This is a genomic window from Salinivibrio sp. PR6 (assembly GCF_001995955.1).
GTDB classification, from domain to species: Bacteria; Pseudomonadota; Gammaproteobacteria; order Enterobacterales; family Vibrionaceae; genus Salinivibrio; species Salinivibrio siamensis.
This window is the reverse complement of the sequence record NZ_MUFA01000013.1, coordinates 18078-36281: the sequence shown is the minus strand read 5'-3', so window position 1 is coordinate 36281 and position 18204 is coordinate 18078. Positions and strand designations below refer to the sequence as shown.

Here is an 18204-nt window from a genome sequence, read left to right as displayed (position 1 = left end):
CTCTATAACAAGCCGTGCTTTCCTATTTGGACGGCGCGGCTTGTTTGCTTCTCTCCCTATAAATTTCAGGTTATGGCAGGCAGAATCCCGCGCGCATTCATTGATGACTTGCTTTCACGTCTCGACATCGTTGAGATCATTGATGCACGGGTCAAGCTCAAGAAAAAAGGCAAAAACTACAGTGCCTGTTGCCCTTTCCATAACGAAAAGACGCCTTCATTCAGTGTAAGCCAAGACAAGCAGTTTTATCACTGCTTCGGATGTGGTGTGCACGGCAATGCCATCGACTTTGTGATGGAGTTTGAACGACTCGAATTTCCTGATGCCATCGAAGAGCTCGCCAGCACGTTAGGCTTAGAGGTACCTCGTGAGCAAACAGGAGGCGGTAACACGCGTCCGAGTATGCCCAGTGATGACAAGCGTCAGATCTACGAGATGATGGAAGCCATTGCCCGAACCTACAGTGGGGAATTACGCACTGATGCAGGGCAAGTGGCCATTGATTACCTCAAACAGCGTGGTCTATCCGGCGAAGTGGTTAAACAGTTTGGTATCGGTTTTGTCCCTGATAAATGGGACACCATTAAGCGCCGCTTTGGTCGCAATCAAGCCGATATTCGCCAGTTGCTTACCGCAGGTATGTTGATTGAGAACGATAACGGCCATAGCTACGACAGATTCCGTGGCCGCGTGATGTTCCCGATCCGTGACCGCCGCGGGCGAGTGATCGGTTTTGGTGGGCGTGTATTAGGCGATGGCACCCCTAAATACCTCAACTCGCCAGAAACGCCGATTTTCCATAAAGGCCGTGAGCTATATGGCTTGTATGAGGTGATGCAACGCTATCGCCATCCAGAGCGTATACTCGTGGTAGAAGGGTACATGGATGTGGTCGCATTGGCGCAATTTGGCGTGGATTATGCGGTCGCCTCCTTGGGCACCTCGACCACGGGAGAACATATTCAAACCCTTTTCCGGCAAACCGGTACTATACTGTGTTGCTACGACGGCGATAGAGCCGGGCGCGATGCCGCTTGGCGGGCGATGGAGCAAGCGTTGCCGTATATTCATGATGGTCGCCAATTAAAATTTATGTTTTTGCCGGATGGTGACGACCCTGACTCCATGATTCGCCAAGAAGGCAAAGAGGGGTTTGAGCAACGTTTAGGTGAGGCACAAAGCTTATCGACCTTTATGTTTAATACGTTGCTCAAGCAGGTGGACACCAGTAGCCAAGAGGGCAAAGCCAAGCTGGCGAATTTGGCAGTGCCGCTGATTGAAAAGGTGCCGGGTGATACCTTACGTCTTTATTTGCGTAATACCCTAGGACAGAAACTGGGTATCATGGATGACCATCAGCTCGATACCCTGATTCGTCGCCAGGGCCAGCCGGTAAAAGTCCATGGTCAGCAGGATATTAAACGCACGCCGATGCGTGAGGTGATTGCGCTATTAGTGCAGTACCCTAAACTCGGCCAAGAAGTGCCGCCGTTACCATCGGCCGACACCATTGATTTACCTGGGTTAGCGTTGTTAAACCCCATCCTTGAGATTTGTCGACAGCGCCCCCATATCACTACCGGTCAGTTGCTTGAGCGCTGGCGGGGAACCAAACAAGAGCCCTTGCTAGCCCGCTTGGCTGGCTGGGATCTACATGTTGACGATGAAAATGCGTCAGAACTTTTTTGCGATTCACTGGATAAAATACTCGCCCAGTGTGTCGAACAACAAATAGCCAAGTTGCAAGCGAAGTCAAATACCGTCGGCTTATCAGTCGAAGAGAAGCGGGAACTGATGCTACTGATACAGAGCCAGTCCGTTTAGAAAGTAGCCAGCAAAGGTGACATTTGTTAAAATTGGCGGTTTGCGTTTCCGCATACTAAATTCTTCACTCAGACCCGAAGTTGGATATCGTCTATGGATCAAAATCCGCAGTCACAGCTAAAGTTGCTTGTCGCAAAAGGCAAGGAGCAAGGCTATCTGACCTATGCCGAAGTTAATGACCACCTCCCGGAAGACATTGTCGATTCCGACCAAATAGAAGACATCATTCAGATGATTAACGACATGGGCATTCAAGTGGTGGAAGCCGCTCCTGATGCCGATGAGCTAATGATGTCAGAAACCGTGGCCGACGAAGACGCAGCCGAAGCAGCGGCGGCAGCACTTTCTAGCGTGGAGAGTGAAATCGGTCGCACCACGGATCCTGTTCGCATGTATATGCGAGAAATGGGCACGGTTGAGCTGTTGACCCGTGAGGGTGAGATCGATATCGCCAAGCGTATCGAAGACGGCATCAACCAGGTGCAGTGTTCGGTGGCAGAATATCCGGCCTCGATTGCCTCACTGCTCGATCAGTTCGATAAAGTGGAAGCAGAAGAGCTTCGCTTAACCGACATTATTTCTGGTTTTATCGATCCAGACCAGGATGACGTCGCACCTACGGCGACCCATATCGGCTCCGAGCTCAGCGAAAAAGAGCTTGATGACGAAGATGATGAAGACGAAGACAAAGACGATACCGACGAAGATGATGAGAGTGATGAAGATGTTGGTATCGATCCTGAACTGGCGCGTGAGAAGTTCAGCGAGCTTCGTCGCACCTATGCGGCGATGGAAACTGCGATCCAACAGTACGGCCGTTATGATGAGCGTACGAAAGAATCGATCGATGCGCTGTCTGAAACGTTTAAGCAGTTCCGTCTGATCCCCAAACAGTTTGATCGTCTGGTTAATGACATGCGTCAAACCATGGACAAGGTGCGCACCCAAGAGCGTTTGGTGATGCGTCTTTGTGTCGATCAGGCCAAAATGCCGAAGAAAACCTTCGTTCAATTGTTTGCGGGCAATGAGTCATCGGATGCATGGATTGACGAAGCACTGAACTCTGGCAAGCCTTACGCAGAGCGTGTGGCGCGTTACGAAGAAGATCTTCGCCGCTGTGTGCAGAAGCTGAAGATCATCGAGGAAGAGACGGGCTTGTCGGTCGAGCGGATCAAAGACATCAGCCGTCGTATGTCTATCGGTGAAGCGAAAGCACGCCGTGCGAAAAAAGAAATGGTTGAGGCCAACCTACGTCTGGTTATTTCGATTGCTAAGAAATACACCAACCGAGGCCTGCAGTTCTTGGACCTTATCCAGGAAGGTAACATTGGCTTGATGAAAGCGGTCGATAAGTTTGAATATCGCCGTGGCTATAAGTTCTCAACTTATGCGACCTGGTGGATCCGTCAGGCAATCACGCGTTCGATTGCGGACCAAGCGCGAACCATCCGTATTCCGGTACACATGATTGAGACTATCAACAAGCTCAACCGTATTTCGCGTCAGATGCTTCAGGAAATGGGGCGTGAGCCGCTGCCTGAAGAGCTGGCTGAGCGGATGTTGATGCCGGAAGATAAAATTCGCAAGGTACTGAAGATCGCCAAAGAACCGATCTCGATGGAAACCCCAATTGGTGATGATGAAGATTCACACCTGGGTGACTTTATCGAGGACACGACGTTGGAGCTACCGATGGATTCGGCAACGTCGAACAACCTCAAAATGGCAACCAATGACGTGCTAGCTGGCCTGACACCACGTGAAGCGAAAGTACTGCGTATGCGCTTTGGTATTGAAATGAATACCGACCATACGCTGGAAGAAGTGGGTAAGCAGTTTGATGTGACCCGTGAACGTATTCGCCAGATTGAGGCGAAAGCGCTGCGTAAGTTACGTCATCCAAGCCGCTCTGAGACATTGCGTAGCTTCTTGGACGAGTAATAGCTCGGTTTCAAGCGACCTGATGAGAAAGGCGAGCCAGATGGCTCGCCTTTTTTTATCCTACCGAGGCTAGTTAATAGAGGCTAGGTAATAAATAAGGTGGCCAGCCCCAAAAACGCGAGCAGGCCAACCACATCGGTGACGGTGGTCAGGGCCATCCCACCGGCCAATGCCGGATCGATATTGTACTTTTTCAGCAACGTGGGGATCGCCACCCCAGCAATACCTGCGACAAACAAGTTGACCATCATCGCGCCTGAAATGATCAACCCCAGCTCAAGACTGCCTTTCCATAACACCACCACACCGCCAATGATCAGCGACCAGACAAGGCCGTTAATCATGCCGACGGTGGCTTCTTTGGCCAGCAGCCAGCGGGTATTGGAGTCGCCAATATGGCCAACTGCTAGGCCGCGAATCACCAAGGCGACGGTCTGGTTGCCGGCCACGCCACCCATGGAAGGAACAATGGTCATTAACACCGCGATGGCCGCCATTTTATCCAAGGTGCCTTCAAACATGTTGGAGACCGATGCCGCGGTTAAGGCCGCCAATACATTGATGCCTAGCCAGATGCTACGACGTCGCGCACTTTTAAACGCGGGGGCAAAGGTGTCTTCTTCGTCATCAAGGCCTGCCATGCTCATCATCGAGTGCTCAGCGTCTTCACGAATAATGTCCACCACATCATCAATGGTGATTCGACCGACCAAATGGTTGTGCTCATCCACCACGGGGGCTGAGACCCAATTACGGCGTTCAAACAGGCTGGCGACATCACCGTCGTCCATGGTGACACTGATCGCCTCATCCGGTGCATCCATGATATCAGCGATATCGGTATCCGGTTGGTTAACCAACAGGGCACTGATCGGCAAATTACCAATTAAGCGGCCGTTTGGGTCGATCACATACAGGGTATCTGTGGTGTCGGGTAACTCACCGCGCATCCGCAAATAGCGTAATACCACATCCACGGTCACATCATCACGAATGGTGATGACGTCAGTATTCATGATCCCGCCCGCGGACTCCTCGGGGTAGGAGAGGGCTTGCTGTACGCGCGTCCGGTCTTGGGCATCCATTTCCGCCAGCACGTCTTGGGAAACGTCTTGCGGTAGGCTACGGAGTAAGTAAGCGACATCATCGGTTTCCATCCCTTCCGTCGCTGCCGCGAGCTGATCAGGGGCCATGCGAACCATGATGCCGTCTTTCACATCTTCTGAGAGCTCATCAAGGATCTCACCTTGATCTTCCGGGTCGGTGAGCTGCCAAAGTACCAGACGTCCTTTCGGCGGAGAGGCCTCTAAAAGGTGAGCAGTGTCTTCTGGCTCCATGTCCTCGAGCATACGGCGTACGCGCACAAACATGCCTTGCTCAAGCAATTGAGTGACTTCTTGGAGCCGTTGGTGGGTTAGGTTACTTTGTTCTTGTTCTAATGTGTCTGCCATCGGCCACTCCCCCAAATGCAATGACTAAAATTCTAACCTAATCAGGGGAGTCTGTCGCATGACAAATCGGTGATAGAGGGGATTTAGCGCCATTCACCGCGCTGGTCAGCGCAGTGGTGAGGAGGAGGGACCGTTAGCTGTCTTCGTCGAAGCCCGCCTCAAATAATGCTTTCACCGCATCAAGCGCTGTTGTTGCCTGCGGGCCGCTGGCCGATACCGTAATGGTTTCGCCTTGCGCTGATTCCAGCATCAGCATGGCCATTACACTGTCAGCAGTGGCGGATTTATCTGTGCTTTGCAGCACCACATCGGCATCATACTCTTGCACCAGTTCAACCAGCTTGATGGCGGCGCGTGCATGCAAGCCTAAACGGTTACGAATACACACTTGAGTCGATACCGAGGTCACTGTTTTTGCTCCAAGGTACGGTGACGCGTTTGCACTTGCTCGCCCAGCTCCTGAAAATAATCCGACAAGTATTGCGCGACATACACCGAGCGGTGTTTGCCCCCGGTACAGCCAATCGCCACGGTCACATAGCTACGGTTATTATTTTTAAGTGCAGGTAGCCACGACTCGAGGAAACCTTTTATTTGCGCCACCAACATGGCCACGTCAGGTTGGGCGGCGAGAAACATACGCACGGGCTTCTCGAGCCCAGTATGAGGGCGAAGCGCGGGCTCCCAGTGTGGATTGGGGAGAAAGCGGACATCAAAGACATAATCGGCATCGGCGGGCAAACCATGCTTAAAGCCAAAGGATTCAAACACCATCACCAAATCGCTGCTGGTGCGACCCAGTACCAGTGAACGTACGGACTCACTCAAGTCGTGAATCGACAAGCCCGTGGTGTTAATTACCCGATCCGCGTGCTCTTTAATTGGCGCCATTTGCTGCTTTTCAGCTTGGATGGCCTGCTCTAATGAGAGGTTGTGTCGAGAAAGGGGATGCAGACGACGGGTTTCACTGAAGCGTTTAATCAGATCTTTATCGTCGGCGTCTAAATAGTACACAGTGACATCGCAGATTTCGCGCAGTGCAGCCAAGGTGTCGGCAACCGGCTCTTTGGCGTTGGGGAGATTGCGAATATCGAGACTGACGGCAATTTTTGCGTCCGCATCGTCTTGCGAGACAACAAAGTCACGCAGTAAGTTGACGGGCAGGTTATCCACGCAGTAATAACCAAGATCCTCCAGTACCCGCAATGCTACTGACTTTCCTGAGCCGGAACGGCCACTGACAATTTTTAGCATCATAGTTCGCTCCCGTCAGCGTTGCCCATTATTGGGTAATGATATTGTACAGCTCTTGGTCTGAATTGGCATTGCGCAGCTGACGACACAGCTTTTTGTCATTCAACTTCTCGGCAATCGCAGACAGGGTTTGCAGGTGTACCTTGCACTGTTCATCGGGCACTAGCAGCGCAAACAGCAGATCGACAGGCCGTTTGTCCACCGCATCAAACTCTATGGGCTCGGCGCATTGTAGCAGCACGCCTACAGCATGTTGGCTGTCGAGCGTGCGGCCATGGGGAATGGCAATGCCGGCCCCAATGCCGGTCGTCCCCAGCTTTTCGCGGCTTAGCATGCATTCAAACAAGGTTTGTGCGTTGGTGCCCAGCTTGTCCGCAGCAACCTGGCTGATGATTTCCAGGGCGCGTTTCTTGCTAGAGCAGTGGACGGCACTGCGGGTGCAGTCCACTGACAGTACTTCTTTCAGTTCCATAGCTTAGTGCTGTTTGAGCTTTTCTTTGTGTTTACTCAGTTGCTTGACCAGCTTATCGGTCAGCCCATCGATGGCCGCATACATATCATGCGATTGTGCTTTTGCATGGATCTCCCCGTTGTTCACGTGGAGCGTTGCTTCTGCAATCTGGTCGAGCTTTTGGACATTCAGTACAACATGGACATTATTAATGTGCTCGAAAAAGCGCTCGAGTTTAGCAAACTTGGTCTCCACATACTCGCGTAGTGGTGGCGTGACGTCGACAGACTGTCCGGTCAGATTGATTTGCATACACACTTTCCTTCTGTTGAGGCGCCTATAGCAGACGCTTACGCTGGTTTGACGGCGCAATACCCAGTGACTCTCGGTACTTAGCAATGGTCCGTCGTGCAACTTTAATGCCTTGCTCGGCCAGCAATGTGGCAATCTTACTGTCGCTAAGCGGCTTATTAGCCGGCTCGTCAGCGACCAATTTTTTGATCAGTGCGCGAATTGCTGTGGATGAGCACTCGCCGCCATTGTCGGTACTGACGTGACTAGAGAAAAAGTACTTCAGCTCGAAAATACCGCGCGGCGTATGCATGAACTTTTGTGTCGTGACACGGGAAATGGTTGACTCATGCATATCGACATCCAAGGCGATGTCGTTAAGCACCATCGGCTTCATGGCCTCTTCCCCGTACTCAAAGAAGTCGTGTTGATGTTCGACAATACAGCGTGCCACCTTCAGCAAGGTGTCATTACGGCTTTCCAGGCTTTTGATCAGCCACTTGGCTTCTTGTAGGTGTGAGCGAATAAACTGGCTATCAGAGGGGCTACAACCATTACGGCCATAGGCAGCGTATTGCTCGTTCACTTTCAGTTTGGGCACGCTATCTGGGTTGATTTGGACCACCCACTGCCCTTGATGCTTAAACACGGAGACATCAGGCACCACATATTCGGCCTCGTTGGTCACAATCAAGTTACCTGGGCGTGGCTCGAGGCTATGAATCAATTGCATCACTGACTTAAGCTCAGGCTCTTTTAGCCGGGTTTCACGCATCAACTGGCGATAATCACGGTTGGCGAGTAAGTCCATGTGTTCGGTGAGCACTTTACGTGCCTCGTTAAGCCAAGGGGTATCGGCGTCGTAGGTTGCCAGTTGCAGCATCAAACACTCTTGCAGTGAGCGAGACGCCACACCCAGCGGATCAAAATGTTGCACGCGTTTGAGCACCGCTTCGACTTCGTCAAGCTCAATCTCTTCGCTTCCTAAGCTGTCGAGGATCTCTTCGGTGCTGACCGACAAGTAACCTTGATCGTCCACCGCATCAATGATCGCCATGGCGATCACCTGATCGTTTTCCGAAAAGGGCGTCAGTTCGAGCTGCCATTTTAAATAGTCGTAGAGCGTTTGGGTGGTTTCCCCTTGGTAAACGGGTTGGTCGTCGTATCCGCTGGCCCCTGCGCCTGTGTTGCCGGTACCGGCAGAGTAGAGATGATCCCAAGTCGTATCGACCGGGAGATCGTCCGGCATTTCGTTCTTTTCAAACGCGTCCGAGGTTTCCATGGTGTCCGCGCTGGCGGTTGCTGTTTCTTGCTCAGCGGTATCTTGATCATGGGATTGCTCGTGCTGACTGGCCTCCTGCTCTTGGCCTTCGTCATGTTCCAACAGCGGGTTGGTTTCCAACGCTTCTTGGATCTCCTGTTGCAAGTCCAGCGTCGACAATTGCAGCAGACGGATAGCCTGCTGCAATTGCGGTGTCATTGCGAGCTGTTGTCCAAGCTTAAGCTGAAGCGTGGGTTTCATAGAGGCGGTACACCTTTCCTTATTTCAACGACCGAAGAGGTTAAAAACGCTTGCTCTGGCTAACAGGGCAAGCGCTCTTTATTAACTATAGCCTTGATTGGCAGTTTGTAGCGTGAGCCAGTCCACTATATTTTATCCGAACACGCTCACCGAGTTGGCGTAATCAGGTGCATTAGAGTTTGAACTGATCACCCAAATAGACCCGTTTGACATGCTCATCATTAAGCACTTCATCAGGGGTACCGTGTGCAATCAAGTGTCCTTGGCTGACAATGTAAGCATGTTCACAGACACTGAGTGTTTCGCGCACATTGTGGTCGGTAATCAGCACGCCCAAGCCACGATCACGTAAGTGCTCGATGATTTTCTTAATATCGATCACCGATATCGGGTCGACCCCTGCAAACGGCTCATCCAGCAAAATAAATTTTGGGTTGGCGGCCAATGCACGCGCGATCTCTACCCGACGGCGCTCACCACCGGATAAGGCCATCCCTAGGCTGTCACGGATATGCTGAATATTAAACTCATCCAACAGATCTTCTGCCTTGTCTTGGCGCTCTTCTTTGCTTAACGACTTACGGGTTTGTAGCACTGCCATTAGGTTATCGTAGACGCTAAGCTTGCGAAATATCGAGGCCTCTTGTGGCAAGTAGCCAATCCCCAGGCGTGAGCGGTTATGCATCGGCTGAATGCTAATGTCTTTGTCATCGATATAGATGGCCCCTTCGTCACGAGCGACCAAGCCGACAATCATGTAAAACGACGTGGTTTTACCTGCACCGTTAGGGCCTAAAAGACCAACAATTTCACCGGATTTCACTTCCAAGCTGACATCGGCGACCACCTTTCGCCCTTTATAACTTTTGGCCAAATTGGCTGCTGTGAGTGTTGCCATGTCGCCTCTTATTGCTCGTCTGACGTGGATGCATCCTGAGAGGATGACGATTTGGTGCTCGGCTGCAAAATCGTGGTGACGCGTTTGGTACTATCACTTTCTGCTACAAGTTGTTGCTTGTCGATTTCATAGGTGATCACGTTACCTTCCACCTGATTGCCACTTTGCTCAAGCATCGCATTGGTCGACATTTTAAGAAATTCATTGCCCACTTCGTAGCGCAGTTTGTTGGCTTCGCCATGAATCTCTTTGCCATCGTCCATGGTTTGCTCAAACGTCGCCGGCTTGCCATACGCCTCGATGATTTCATCACCTTCTTGGCCTTCTGGGCGAATCACGATCAGTTTATCGGCCAAGATTTTAATGCTGCCTTGGGTCAGGACCACGTTTTGGGTAAAGGTTACCGTGTTGGTCGCCATATCTAGGTGTTGGCTTTCTGACTCTATATAAATAGGTTGCTCAGTATCACTGCTCAGAGCCAGTGAGTAATGCGACAGCAGCAACATGGCACCTGCCAGCGCTTTAACGAGGGGTCGTTTCATATCGGCCTCTAACATCGTCTAACAATTCCATCTGGTGGTTACCGAAATTTCCTTTCACCCGTTTACCTTTGGTTTGAAAACGGGTGCCGGTGATCGTCGTCGGACTCTCTGACCAAAAATCTCGTGTGGTGAGATTCAGGGTCACCGAATCAGTGGCTACCGAATCAATTTGCGCATTCGGTAGTAGGTTAAAAATGCGCACGTTGCCCGTCATGGTCAACAGGTGGTCATCGGACAATATCGCGTAGTCTGCACTCACGCGCCATTCTTCCTCTTTGCCTGCTTTGTACGTCCACAGAACGGGCTCGTTAAAGTGGGTTTCATCAATCTTGGCATAATGCTCAAGATGTTTGGCGTGCACCGTGTAGCTGCGCACACCGTCCGCATCATATTGCACGGTTTGAATCGCTTCGCCAGTAAACAGCGGTTTTTCGGCATCAGGCGTGACCTGCTGTACCCGCTGCCAGCCATGCTGAACCAATAAATAGTAACCGGTTACCGCACAAAGCACGACCAATAGAAGCAGGCCAAGCCGCCGGATCATAAACTCAAGCCCTTGTGTTGGTCGAGTTCGCCACGCGCCTCTAACATCAGATCACACACTTCACGCACGGCACCAAAGCCACCGCCTGTTTGCGTGACAAAGTGCGCGCGACGCTTAAGGAGTGGGTGACCATCGGCCACACAGCAGGCAAGCCCGACTTTCTCCATCACCGGCCAATCAATTAAGTCATCGCCAATGTAGGCCGTATGTGCGGGTAAAACATCAACATGGCGGCACAAGTCTTGATACGCGGTGAGTTTGTCACTTTGTCCTTGATAAACATGTTGGACACCGAGGGCGTGCATTCGGTTCGCGACAATCTGCGATTGGCGGCCTGTGATCACCGCGACCTCGATGCCGGCATTCATAATCGACTTGATGCCATACCCATCACGGGTATGAAATGCTTTGAGCTCTTCACCCTGATTGCCCATGTATACGCGGCCATCGGAGAAGACGCCGTCAATATCGCAAATCAGCAGTTTTATCGCCGCCGCACGTTGAAAAACGTCGGCAGCCACAGGGCCATAGAGGGTGTCAATCACAGTGGAGGCCATTAGATAACTCCGGCTTTTAAAAGGTCATGCATGTTAAGGGCGCCGAGCAGCTGGCCGTTTTTAGCAACCAGCAGTCCGTTAATTTTACGCTCTTCCATGAGTTTGAGTCCTTCTGCCGCGAGCAGTTCCGGTTCAATGGTCACCGGGTTTGTCGACATCACTGAGCCAATGGTGGTGGTATGCAGGTCAATGCGCATATCCAGCAAGCGGCGCAAATCGCCATCGGTAAACACGCCCGTCAGTTGCCCGTGGCTATCAACAATCGCTGTCATGCCTAGGCCTTTTTCTGACACCTCTAAAAGCGCATCACGGACGGTGGCGGAGTCCTCAACCACGGGTAAGCGCGCGTCTTGGTGCATTAAATCACTGATACGTAATAATAGCTTACGCCCCAGTGCGCCGCCGGGGTGGGAGAGGGCAAAGTCGTTCGCGGTAAAGCCTCTGGCTTGCATCAACGCCATCGCGAGGGCATCGCCCATCACTAAGGTGGCGGTGGTGCTGGAGGTGGGGGCCAAGGCCAATGGGCAGGCTTCTTGCGGGACATGAATATTGAGATTCACTTTCGCGAGCTGACCCATGCTGGAATTAGGGTTGCCGGTCATACAGACCAAGGGGATCCCGAGGCGTTTAATCACGGGCAGCAAGGTTAAGATTTCACCGGCTTCCCCTGAGTTGGAAATGGCCAGTACCACATCACCTTGGTTTATCATTCCCAGATCGCCGTGGCTGGCTTCCCCTGGATGGACAAAAAACGCGGGCGTCCCCGTGCTGGCCAATGTCGCGGCGATTTTTTTACCAATATGGCCGGATTTACCCATGCCCATCACCACCACTTTCCCCGTGGCATGTAAGATGAGTTGGCAAGCGGCCGCGAAGTGGTCATCGATCGCCGTTTTTAGCTGCGCAATCGCGTCTTGCTCAATGTTGAGCACATCAAGCCCTGCGCGGCGAAAATCAAAACTGTAATCACTCATACTTGTGTCCGTTTAGGCTGCTGCGTTAACAAACAGGTAGCCTTGATAGCCGATATAACAAAGGAGAAAAACAGCGCCTTCAATGCGGTTGATGCTACGTGATTTACCGAGCGCAAAAATCAGCAACATGATGGAAAGCACCAACATAATATAATAATCGCGGCTCATGGCATACTCACTGATCGCTGAGGGGTTGAGTAACCCTGGGATCCCCATCACCGCGAGAATATTGAACACGTTTGAGCCGATAATATTGCCGACGGCCAAATCATCTTCCTCTTTCATTACCCCCGCTATCGACGCGGCGAGCTCAGGCAAGCTGGTGCCAATGGCGATGATGGTCAAGCCGATCACCAAATCGCTCATGCCAAAGTACTGCGCGATGGTCACCGCCGAGTCAACCACTTGATCGGAAGAGACCAGCAGCAATGGCAAACCAATGATGATCCACAGCACCGCTTTCAGGTTACTGACATCATTAGGAATATCCGATTGTTGGTCGGCCAGTATTGGATCGGTGCCACCCGAGTCTTTGCCGATTTTTAGCATCATTAGGATGAAAATCACAAACAGGGTGAACAGCCCCACGCCTTCAAAAAAGCCCAGGTGGTTGTTCCAAAGCAGCACCCCAGCCAATACGGTGACCCCTAGCATCAGAGGCAGCTCGCGACGAATAATAGTCGAGCCAATAGAAAGGGGCTTGATCAGTGCGGTGAAACCGAGGATCAGCGCAATATTAGCGATGTTGGAGCCCAACACATTACCCACGGCGGTGTCGGTTTTATCCGCTAAGGCGGCGTTGGCCGAGACCATCATCTCTGGGGCAGAGGAGCCCATGGCCAAAATAGTCATCCCGATCACCAGCGGAGAGACCCCGTAGTTTTTCGCGATTGCTGCCGCGCCGAACACTAATCGGTCGGCACTCCACACTAGCACGATGAGTCCAACAATGAGTATGGCAACCGCTATGACCATGACACCTATCCTTTGCGTTTTTTGATTGGGTACAAATGAGGTGCAATTCTGACGGCTAACGGGGTAAATGTGAAGCGAAAAGCCCGTGCTTTAGCGATGAAATCGGTGATTTCATTCATCAACATGAGGGTTGTCGCCATGAAATGGTCGCCGTGAAACGGTCGCCATGAAACAGTCATCGTGAAACAGTCGCTATGAATGGCAGCGTTACATTAGTCGGACGTAAGCTGACCTATGTCTGACAAGAAAAGCGAAGATAAGCTGCTATTATCAGGGATAAGTCACGTCCTGTGGGCGCTGAGGTGCGGCGTGGCTTGTGTTAGGGTGGGTGACGCCTTATTATCAGCCACTTAATTTTGTTCCTTTCTAACCATGAGATGCGGCCATGGCAGCACAGAGCCTGATAGATATCAGTGGGATGACCTTCTCACGGGGCAATCGATGCATTTTTGACAATATTGATTTGCAAGTGCCACGTGGCCAAGTAACCGCGATCATGGGGCCATCAGGGATAGGCAAAACCACCTTGCTGCGTTTGATTGCCGGTCAGCTTAAACCCGATGCGGGCGAGATTGTGTTTGATGGCCACGCCATTCCTTCCCTAGGACGACGCAAGTTGTTTGAAGTCCGTCAGCGTATGAGCATGCTGTTCCAATCAGGGGCGTTATTCACCGATATGTCGGTGTTTGATAATGTCGCTTTCCCGCTGCGCGAACATACCGACTTGGACGAGTCGCTTATTCACACCATCGTGATGCTCAAGCTAGAAGCGGTGGGCTTACGTGGCGCGCAAGGATTAATGCCCAGTGATTTATCGGGCGGGATGGCACGTCGTGCGGCTCTCGCACGCTCGATTGCGCTTGACCCTGAATTGATTTTGTTTGATGAGCCCTTTGTCGGCCAAGATCCGATCACCATGGGGGTGCTGGTGACCTTGATTCGTCAGCTTAACCAAGCACTGGGATTGACCTGTGTGGTGGTTTCGCACGATGTGCCAGAGGTCATGAGTATTGCCGATCAGGTATATTTGCTCGCCGATAGCCGCATTATTGCCAGTGGTTCGCCCCAATCGCTGCGTGACAATCCTGACCCATGGGTAAAACAGTTTTTAGAAGGGCATGCTGATGGGCCGGTACCTTTTCGCTATCCCGCTGGCGAGTTAACCCAGGAGATTTTCCGGTGATCAGAACACACATCGAAGACGTGGGCCGCCGGGCCATGCGCGTGGCCGAATCCATGGGCCGCGCAACCTTTGTGATGACAGGCGCACTGATTGGCCGTCCGCAACCGAGCAAAACCTTCCCGCTATTGGTCAAGCAGCTCTATTCGGTAGGCGTTCGCTCACTGGCGATCATCATGGTCTCTGGCCTGTTTATTGGTATGGTGCTGAGCTTGCAAGGGTATCTGGTGTTGTCAGACTTTGGCGCGGAAACCAGCCTTGGACAAATGGTGGCCTTGTCGCTGCTACGTGAGCTTGGCCCTGTGGTGACTGCCTTGCTATTTGCTGGCCGAGCTGGGTCAGCACTGACCGCAGAAATTGGCTTAATGAAAGCCACCGAGCAGTTATCAAGCCTAGAGATGATGGCGGTTGACCCGCTACGCCGAGTGATAGCACCGCGCTTTTGGGCGGGTGTGATTGCCATGCCACTGCTGGCAGTGATTTTTATGCTGGTGGGCATTTGGGGCGGCGAGCTGGTCGGCGTCGACTGGAAAGGCATTGACCACGGCAGTTTCTGGTCGGTGATGCAAGCGTCGGTCGATCTGGGCTATGACGTGGGCAACGCACTGATAAAAAGTGTGGTGTTTGCGGTGGCTGTGACCTGGATTGCGCTTTTTAACGGCTATGATGCCACGCCGACATCGGAAGGGATCAGCCGCGCCACCACGCGTACTGTGGTACATTCATCGTTGGCCGTGCTCGGCCTAGACTTTGTCCTTACTGCACTCATGTTTGGGAATTAATCATGCAACAGAGTCGTAAAACAGAATTTTGGGTAGGTTGTTTTGTCATTGCTGGCATTGCAGCGTTATTGGTCTTGGCGTTTCAAGTGGCCGATGTCCAGCGTTGGGGACGGGCGGATACTTACACGCTAACCGCTGAGTTCGACAATATTGGTGGCCTAAAAGTGCGCTCACCGGTCAAAGTGGGTGGCGTGACCGTTGGCCAAGTGACCGACATTGCGTTGGACGCCGAGACTTATGTCCCCCAAGTCACCCTGCAAATCAATGCTGACGCCGGACGTTTTCCGGAATCAAGCTCGGCATCGATTTATACCGCAGGTTTATTGGGTGAACAGTACATTGGTATCACCCCAGGCTTCGTGGATGAAGCGCTGGGTATTGGCTATTTAGACGCCGGCGACAAGATTCAGGACACCAAATCGGCACTGGTACTCGAAGATTTGATTGGTCAGTTCCTCTATAGCGTTGGTGACAAGGAGTAAACAGCATGAAAAAGACATGGATCGCACTGAGCAGCGCCGTTTGCCTGCTGGTTTCAAGCCTTGGCACTGTGGCACAGGCGAGCGAGCCGGTTGATCAATCCAACCCTTATCAGCTCATCGAGCAAGTGGCGGACAACACCTTTACCCGCCTGCGTAAAGACCGCACCTTATTCCGCGCTGATCCTGACTTGCTGCGTGATGTGGTCAAAGATGAGTTACTGCCTTACATTCATACTCGGTATGCCGCATCACTGGTGTTGGGCGCGCAGTACTATCGCAAAGCCACGCCCGCGCAGCGTGACGCCTTTACCGAGGCATTCACGGAATACATGATTGCCTCTTACGCGCAGATCTTGCTTGAGTACGATGACCAAGATGTCGAGGTACAAAAAGATCAGCCGATTGCCCCTGACGATAAGATTGTCAAAGTGCGGGTCGATATTACCGATCCGTCACGGCCACCGATTCGCCTCGACTTTAGCTTACGTAAAAATACTCGGACAGGAAATTGGCAAGCCTATGACGTCACCGCCGAGGGCGTGAGTATGATCCAGTCTAAGCAGTCGGAATGGAAAGCACCGCTACGTCGCGATGGTATTGATTCGGTCATCGAGCAACTAAAAACCTTGGCTGAACGCCCCATCCGTCGCGAAGACAAACAAAAGCAGGACGCCTCATGAGCGTGAGCTTCACCGCCGGGGACGGGCAACAGTATCACTTGTCAGGGCGGCTAGATCGTGACACAGTGCCTGACTTTTGGCGCCAGCGTGACCAGTGGCTCCCCACTGACACTGCCTTGAGCCTGGATTTAAGCGCGCTATCACGTGTAGATTCCGCCGGCATGGCGATGTTGCTACACCTGGATAAGCAACTGCGTGAAAAAGGGCAACAGGTGCGTTATCAAGGGGTGCCAGAGCAACTTAAGTTGCTCTTATCGCTGAGCAATGTAGAGACATTTTTGGACGATGCTGAGCATCAAAAAGGGGTTTAAACGTGGAAGCAAGCGAAGTTAAAGCCATTTTAGAGGCAGCTTTGTCAGTGGACGAGTTGCACGTGAAAGGCGATGGCAGCCACTTTGAAGTGATTGCCGTAGCAGAGATGTTTGACGGGATGTCACGTGTGAAAAAGCAACAAACGATTTATGCACCGCTGATGGCGCATATTGCACGCAATGATATCCATGCCGTCAGTATTAAAGCGATGACCCCAACTGAATGGGCGCGCGATAAAAAGCTGATGCAGTTGTAAGAGGGTCTGATGCAAAAGTTTCGAGTGACGGGCAATGGCCCGCTAAAAGGTGATGTGGCCATTTCCGGCGCGAAAAATGCCGCCCTCCCGATTTTATTTGCTTCACTACTGGCCGAAGAGCCGGTCGAAGTGGCGAATGTCCCTAAGCTGCGTGACATTGATACCACTATGGCACTGTTATCTCGCTTAGGTGCCAAGGTTAATCGCAACGGCTCTGTGCATGTCGATGCCAGTGACATTACTGAGCTGTGTGCCCCTTATGATTTGGTCAAAACCATGCGCGCGTCTATTTGGGCGTTAGGACCCTTAGTGGCGCGTTTTGGTAAAGGCGAAGTGTCATTGCCTGGTGGCTGTGCCATCGGTGCCCGTCCGGTCGACTTGCACATCAATGGTCTAGAGCAACTCGGTGCCACCATCACCTTGGATGAGGGCTATGTGCGCGCGACCGTGGATGGCCGCTTGCAAGGGGCGCATATTGTGATGGACAAAGTCAGCGTTGGCGCGACGGTCACCATCATGAGCGCAGCCACCTTGGCTGACGGTACCACAGTGATCGAAAATGCCGCCCGTGAGCCAGAGATTGTTGATACCGCGAAGTTCCTCAATATGCTGGGCGCGAAGGTGTCAGGTGCAGGCACTGACCGGATTGAAATTGAAGGGGTGGAGCGCCTCGGCGGCGGCAAGCACTCAGTCGTGGCCGATCGGATTGAAACCGGCACCTTCTTGGTCGCCGCGGCCGTGTCTGGCGGGCATATTACTTGTCGCCATACTTCGCCGGAGTTGCTCGAAGCGGTATTGCACAAGCTCGAAGAGGCGGGGGCTAAAGTGGTGACCGGTGATGACTTCATTGAGCTCGACATGACCGATCGCGAGCTAAAAGCGGTCAATGTGCGCACGGCGCCACACCCGGGTTTTCCGACCGATATGCAAGCCCAATTTAGCTTGCTCAACTTGGTGGCAAAAGGCACGGGCATTATCACCGAAACCATCTTTGAAAATCGCTTTATGCACGTGCCTGAACTGCAGCGCATGGGCGCACATGCAGAAATTGAGGGCAACACAGTGATCTGTGGTGATACCGACAGCTTAAGCGGGGCACAGGTGATGGCCACCGACTTACGCGCCTCAGCAAGCCTCGTGATTGCTGGCTGCATTGCCAAAGGTGAGACCATTGTCGATCGGATTTATCATATCGATAGAGGCTATGAGCGTATCGAGGATAAACTCCAAGCCTTGGGAGCCAAAATAGAGCGGATTGACGCGGAGTAACCTGCCACTCACTCGACAC

At 52.2% G+C, this 18204-nt stretch carries 21 protein-coding genes; 9 read left to right on the top strand and 12 right to left on the bottom strand.

Features of this window, described 5'->3' with window-relative positions; translation table 11 throughout:
- The first annotated feature begins 72 nt into the window (after positions 1-72).
- Together dnaG and rpoD are read left to right on the top strand one after the other, a co-directional pair.
- Positions 73-1824 (top strand): DNA primase, encoded by a 1752-nt coding sequence (gene dnaG / locus BZG72_RS11625; RefSeq protein WP_077578660.1) that lies wholly within the window; start codon positions 73-75, stop codon positions 1822-1824.
- Positions 1825-1917: 93 nt separating this feature from the next.
- Complete coding sequence (gene rpoD / locus BZG72_RS11620; protein ID WP_046073904.1) at positions 1918-3765, top strand: RNA polymerase sigma factor RpoD; 1848 nt, start codon at positions 1918-1920, stop codon at positions 3763-3765.
- Between the two features lie 83 nt (positions 3766-3848).
- On the opposite strand, the gene mgtE is transcribed toward rpoD, so the two are convergent.
- The 12 genes from mgtE to BZG72_RS11560 form a co-directional block, all read right to left on the bottom strand.
- Positions 3849-5216: a magnesium transporter gene (mgtE, locus tag BZG72_RS11615; protein ID WP_046073905.1), complete on the bottom strand. Its 1368-nt coding sequence runs from the start codon at positions 5214-5216 to the stop codon at positions 3849-3851.
- Positions 5217-5349: 133 nt separating this feature from the next.
- The gene (locus BZG72_RS11610; protein WP_046073906.1) at positions 5350-5625 is read right to left on the bottom strand and encodes an HPr family phosphocarrier protein; all 276 of its coding nucleotides are present in this window, start codon (positions 5623-5625) and stop codon (positions 5350-5352) included.
- Entirely contained in the window at positions 5622-6473 is an 852-nt protein-coding gene (gene rapZ, locus BZG72_RS11605; protein WP_046073907.1) for an RNase adapter RapZ, read from the bottom strand. Before rapZ ends, BZG72_RS11610 begins: the two co-directional genes overlap by 4 nt.
- A gap of 25 nt (positions 6474-6498) precedes the next feature.
- Positions 6499-6942: a PTS IIA-like nitrogen regulatory protein PtsN gene (gene ptsN / locus BZG72_RS11600; RefSeq protein ID WP_046073908.1), complete on the bottom strand. Its 444-nt coding sequence runs from the start codon at positions 6940-6942 to the stop codon at positions 6499-6501.
- 3 nt (positions 6943-6945) lie between these two features.
- Positions 6946-7233, bottom strand: coding sequence for a ribosome hibernation promoting factor (gene hpf, locus BZG72_RS11595; protein ID WP_046073909.1), 288 nt, complete (start codon positions 7231-7233; stop codon positions 6946-6948).
- Positions 7234-7258: 25 nt separating this feature from the next.
- On the bottom strand, positions 7259-8734 hold the full coding sequence (locus tag BZG72_RS11590) for an RNA polymerase factor sigma-54 (RefSeq protein WP_046073910.1): 1476 nt from the start codon (positions 8732-8734) through the stop codon (positions 7259-7261).
- A gap of 172 nt (positions 8735-8906) precedes the next feature.
- Entirely contained in the window at positions 8907-9632 is a 726-nt protein-coding gene (lptB, locus tag BZG72_RS11585) for an LPS export ABC transporter ATP-binding protein (protein ID WP_046073911.1), read from the bottom strand.
- 8 nt (positions 9633-9640) lie between these two features.
- Positions 9641-10174 carry a lipopolysaccharide transport periplasmic protein LptA gene (lptA, locus tag BZG72_RS11580; RefSeq protein WP_077666872.1) on the bottom strand — a complete coding sequence of 178 codons (534 nt, stop codon included), beginning with the start codon at positions 10172-10174 and terminating at the stop codon, positions 9641-9643.
- Positions 10155-10718, bottom strand: a complete 564-nt coding sequence (lptC, locus tag BZG72_RS11575) for an LPS export ABC transporter periplasmic protein LptC (RefSeq protein WP_046073912.1) — start codon at positions 10716-10718, stop codon at positions 10155-10157. Before lptC ends, lptA begins: the two co-directional genes overlap by 20 nt.
- Positions 10715-11275 carry a 3-deoxy-manno-octulosonate-8-phosphatase KdsC gene (kdsC, locus tag BZG72_RS11570; RefSeq protein WP_077606040.1) on the bottom strand — a complete coding sequence of 187 codons (561 nt, stop codon included), beginning with the start codon at positions 11273-11275 and terminating at the stop codon, positions 10715-10717. The genes lptC and kdsC overlap by 4 nt, the downstream gene beginning before the upstream one ends.
- Entirely contained in the window at positions 11275-12249 is a 975-nt protein-coding gene (locus BZG72_RS11565; RefSeq protein WP_077666857.1) for a KpsF/GutQ family sugar-phosphate isomerase, read from the bottom strand. The genes kdsC and BZG72_RS11565 overlap by 1 nt, the downstream gene beginning before the upstream one ends.
- Before the next feature lie 12 nt (positions 12250-12261).
- A complete protein-coding gene (locus BZG72_RS11560; RefSeq protein ID WP_077666856.1) occupies positions 12262-13224 on the bottom strand; it encodes a calcium/sodium antiporter in 963 nt (320 codons plus the stop codon).
- 385 nt (positions 13225-13609) lie between these two features.
- Here BZG72_RS11560 and mlaF point away from each other — a divergent pair, with 385 nt between their 5' ends.
- Genes mlaF through murA form a run of 7 tightly spaced genes read left to right on the top strand, consistent with a single transcriptional unit; the run spans position 13610 to position 18185 of the window.
- Complete coding sequence (mlaF, locus tag BZG72_RS11555) at positions 13610-14407, top strand: phospholipid ABC transporter ATP-binding protein MlaF (RefSeq protein WP_046073916.1); 798 nt, start codon at positions 13610-13612, stop codon at positions 14405-14407.
- The gene (mlaE, locus tag BZG72_RS11550) at positions 14407-15186 is read left to right on the top strand and encodes a lipid asymmetry maintenance ABC transporter permease subunit MlaE (protein ID WP_369795692.1); all 780 of its coding nucleotides are present in this window, start codon (positions 14407-14409) and stop codon (positions 15184-15186) included. The genes mlaF and mlaE overlap by 1 nt, the downstream gene beginning before the upstream one ends.
- 2 nt (positions 15187-15188) lie before the next feature.
- Positions 15189-15668, top strand: a complete 480-nt coding sequence (mlaD, locus tag BZG72_RS11545) for an outer membrane lipid asymmetry maintenance protein MlaD (protein WP_046073918.1) — start codon at positions 15189-15191, stop codon at positions 15666-15668.
- Positions 15669-15673: 5 nt separating this feature from the next.
- The gene (gene mlaC, locus BZG72_RS11540; protein ID WP_046073919.1) at positions 15674-16348 is read left to right on the top strand and encodes a phospholipid-binding protein MlaC; all 675 of its coding nucleotides are present in this window, start codon (positions 15674-15676) and stop codon (positions 16346-16348) included.
- A complete protein-coding gene (locus tag BZG72_RS11535; protein WP_046073920.1) occupies positions 16345-16659 on the top strand; it encodes an STAS domain-containing protein in 315 nt (104 codons plus the stop codon). Before mlaC ends, BZG72_RS11535 begins: the two co-directional genes overlap by 4 nt.
- 2 nt (positions 16660-16661) lie before the next feature.
- On the top strand, positions 16662-16916 hold the full coding sequence (gene ibaG, locus BZG72_RS11530) for a BolA family iron metabolism protein IbaG (RefSeq protein WP_077606044.1): 255 nt from the start codon (positions 16662-16664) through the stop codon (positions 16914-16916).
- A gap of 9 nt (positions 16917-16925) precedes the next feature.
- Positions 16926-18185, top strand: coding sequence for a UDP-N-acetylglucosamine 1-carboxyvinyltransferase (gene murA / locus BZG72_RS11525; RefSeq protein WP_077578667.1), 1260 nt, complete (start codon positions 16926-16928; stop codon positions 18183-18185).
- Positions 18186-18204 lie beyond the last annotated feature (19 nt).

Excerpts from the sequence above, each read along its gene's own strand:
- dnaG (WP_077578660.1), top strand. The coding sequence starts at position 73 with ATGGCAGGCAGAATCCCGCGCGCATTCATTGATGACTTGCTTTCACGT.
- rpoD (WP_046073904.1), top strand. The coding sequence starts at position 1,918 with ATGGATCAAAATCCGCAGTCACAGCTAAAGTTGCTTGTCGCAAAAGGC.
- mgtE (WP_046073905.1), bottom strand. The coding sequence starts at position 5,216 with ATGGCAGACACATTAGAACAAGAACAAAGTAACCTAACCCACCAACGG.
- rapZ (WP_046073907.1), bottom strand. The coding sequence starts at position 6,473 with ATGATGCTAAAAATTGTCAGTGGCCGTTCCGGCTCAGGAAAGTCAGTA.
- ptsN (WP_046073908.1), bottom strand. The coding sequence starts at position 6,942 with ATGGAACTGAAAGAAGTACTGTCAGTGGACTGCACCCGCAGTGCCGTC.
- hpf (WP_046073909.1), bottom strand. The coding sequence starts at position 7,233 with ATGCAAATCAATCTGACCGGACAGTCTGTCGACGTCACGCCACCACTA.
- BZG72_RS11590 (WP_046073910.1), bottom strand. The coding sequence starts at position 8,734 with ATGAAACCCACGCTTCAGCTTAAGCTTGGACAACAGCTCGCAATGACA.
- lptB (WP_046073911.1), bottom strand. The coding sequence starts at position 9,632 with ATGGCAACACTCACAGCAGCCAATTTGGCCAAAAGTTATAAAGGGCGA.
- lptA (WP_077666872.1), bottom strand. The coding sequence starts at position 10,174 with ATGAAACGACCCCTCGTTAAAGCGCTGGCAGGTGCCATGTTGCTGCTG.
- lptC (WP_046073912.1), bottom strand. The coding sequence starts at position 10,718 with ATGATCCGGCGGCTTGGCCTGCTTCTATTGGTCGTGCTTTGTGCGGTA.
- kdsC (WP_077606040.1), bottom strand. The coding sequence starts at position 11,275 with ATGGCCTCCACTGTGATTGACACCCTCTATGGCCCTGTGGCTGCCGAC.
- BZG72_RS11565 (WP_077666857.1), bottom strand. The coding sequence starts at position 12,249 with ATGAGTGATTACAGTTTTGATTTTCGCCGCGCAGGGCTTGATGTGCTC.
- BZG72_RS11560 (WP_077666856.1), bottom strand. The coding sequence starts at position 13,224 with ATGGTCATAGCGGTTGCCATACTCATTGTTGGACTCATCGTGCTAGTG.
- mlaF (WP_046073916.1), top strand. The coding sequence starts at position 13,610 with ATGGCAGCACAGAGCCTGATAGATATCAGTGGGATGACCTTCTCACGG.
- mlaD (WP_046073918.1), top strand. The coding sequence starts at position 15,189 with ATGCAACAGAGTCGTAAAACAGAATTTTGGGTAGGTTGTTTTGTCATT.
- mlaC (WP_046073919.1), top strand. The coding sequence starts at position 15,674 with ATGAAAAAGACATGGATCGCACTGAGCAGCGCCGTTTGCCTGCTGGTT.
- BZG72_RS11535 (WP_046073920.1), top strand. The coding sequence starts at position 16,345 with ATGAGCGTGAGCTTCACCGCCGGGGACGGGCAACAGTATCACTTGTCA.
- murA (WP_077578667.1), top strand. The coding sequence starts at position 16,926 with ATGCAAAAGTTTCGAGTGACGGGCAATGGCCCGCTAAAAGGTGATGTG.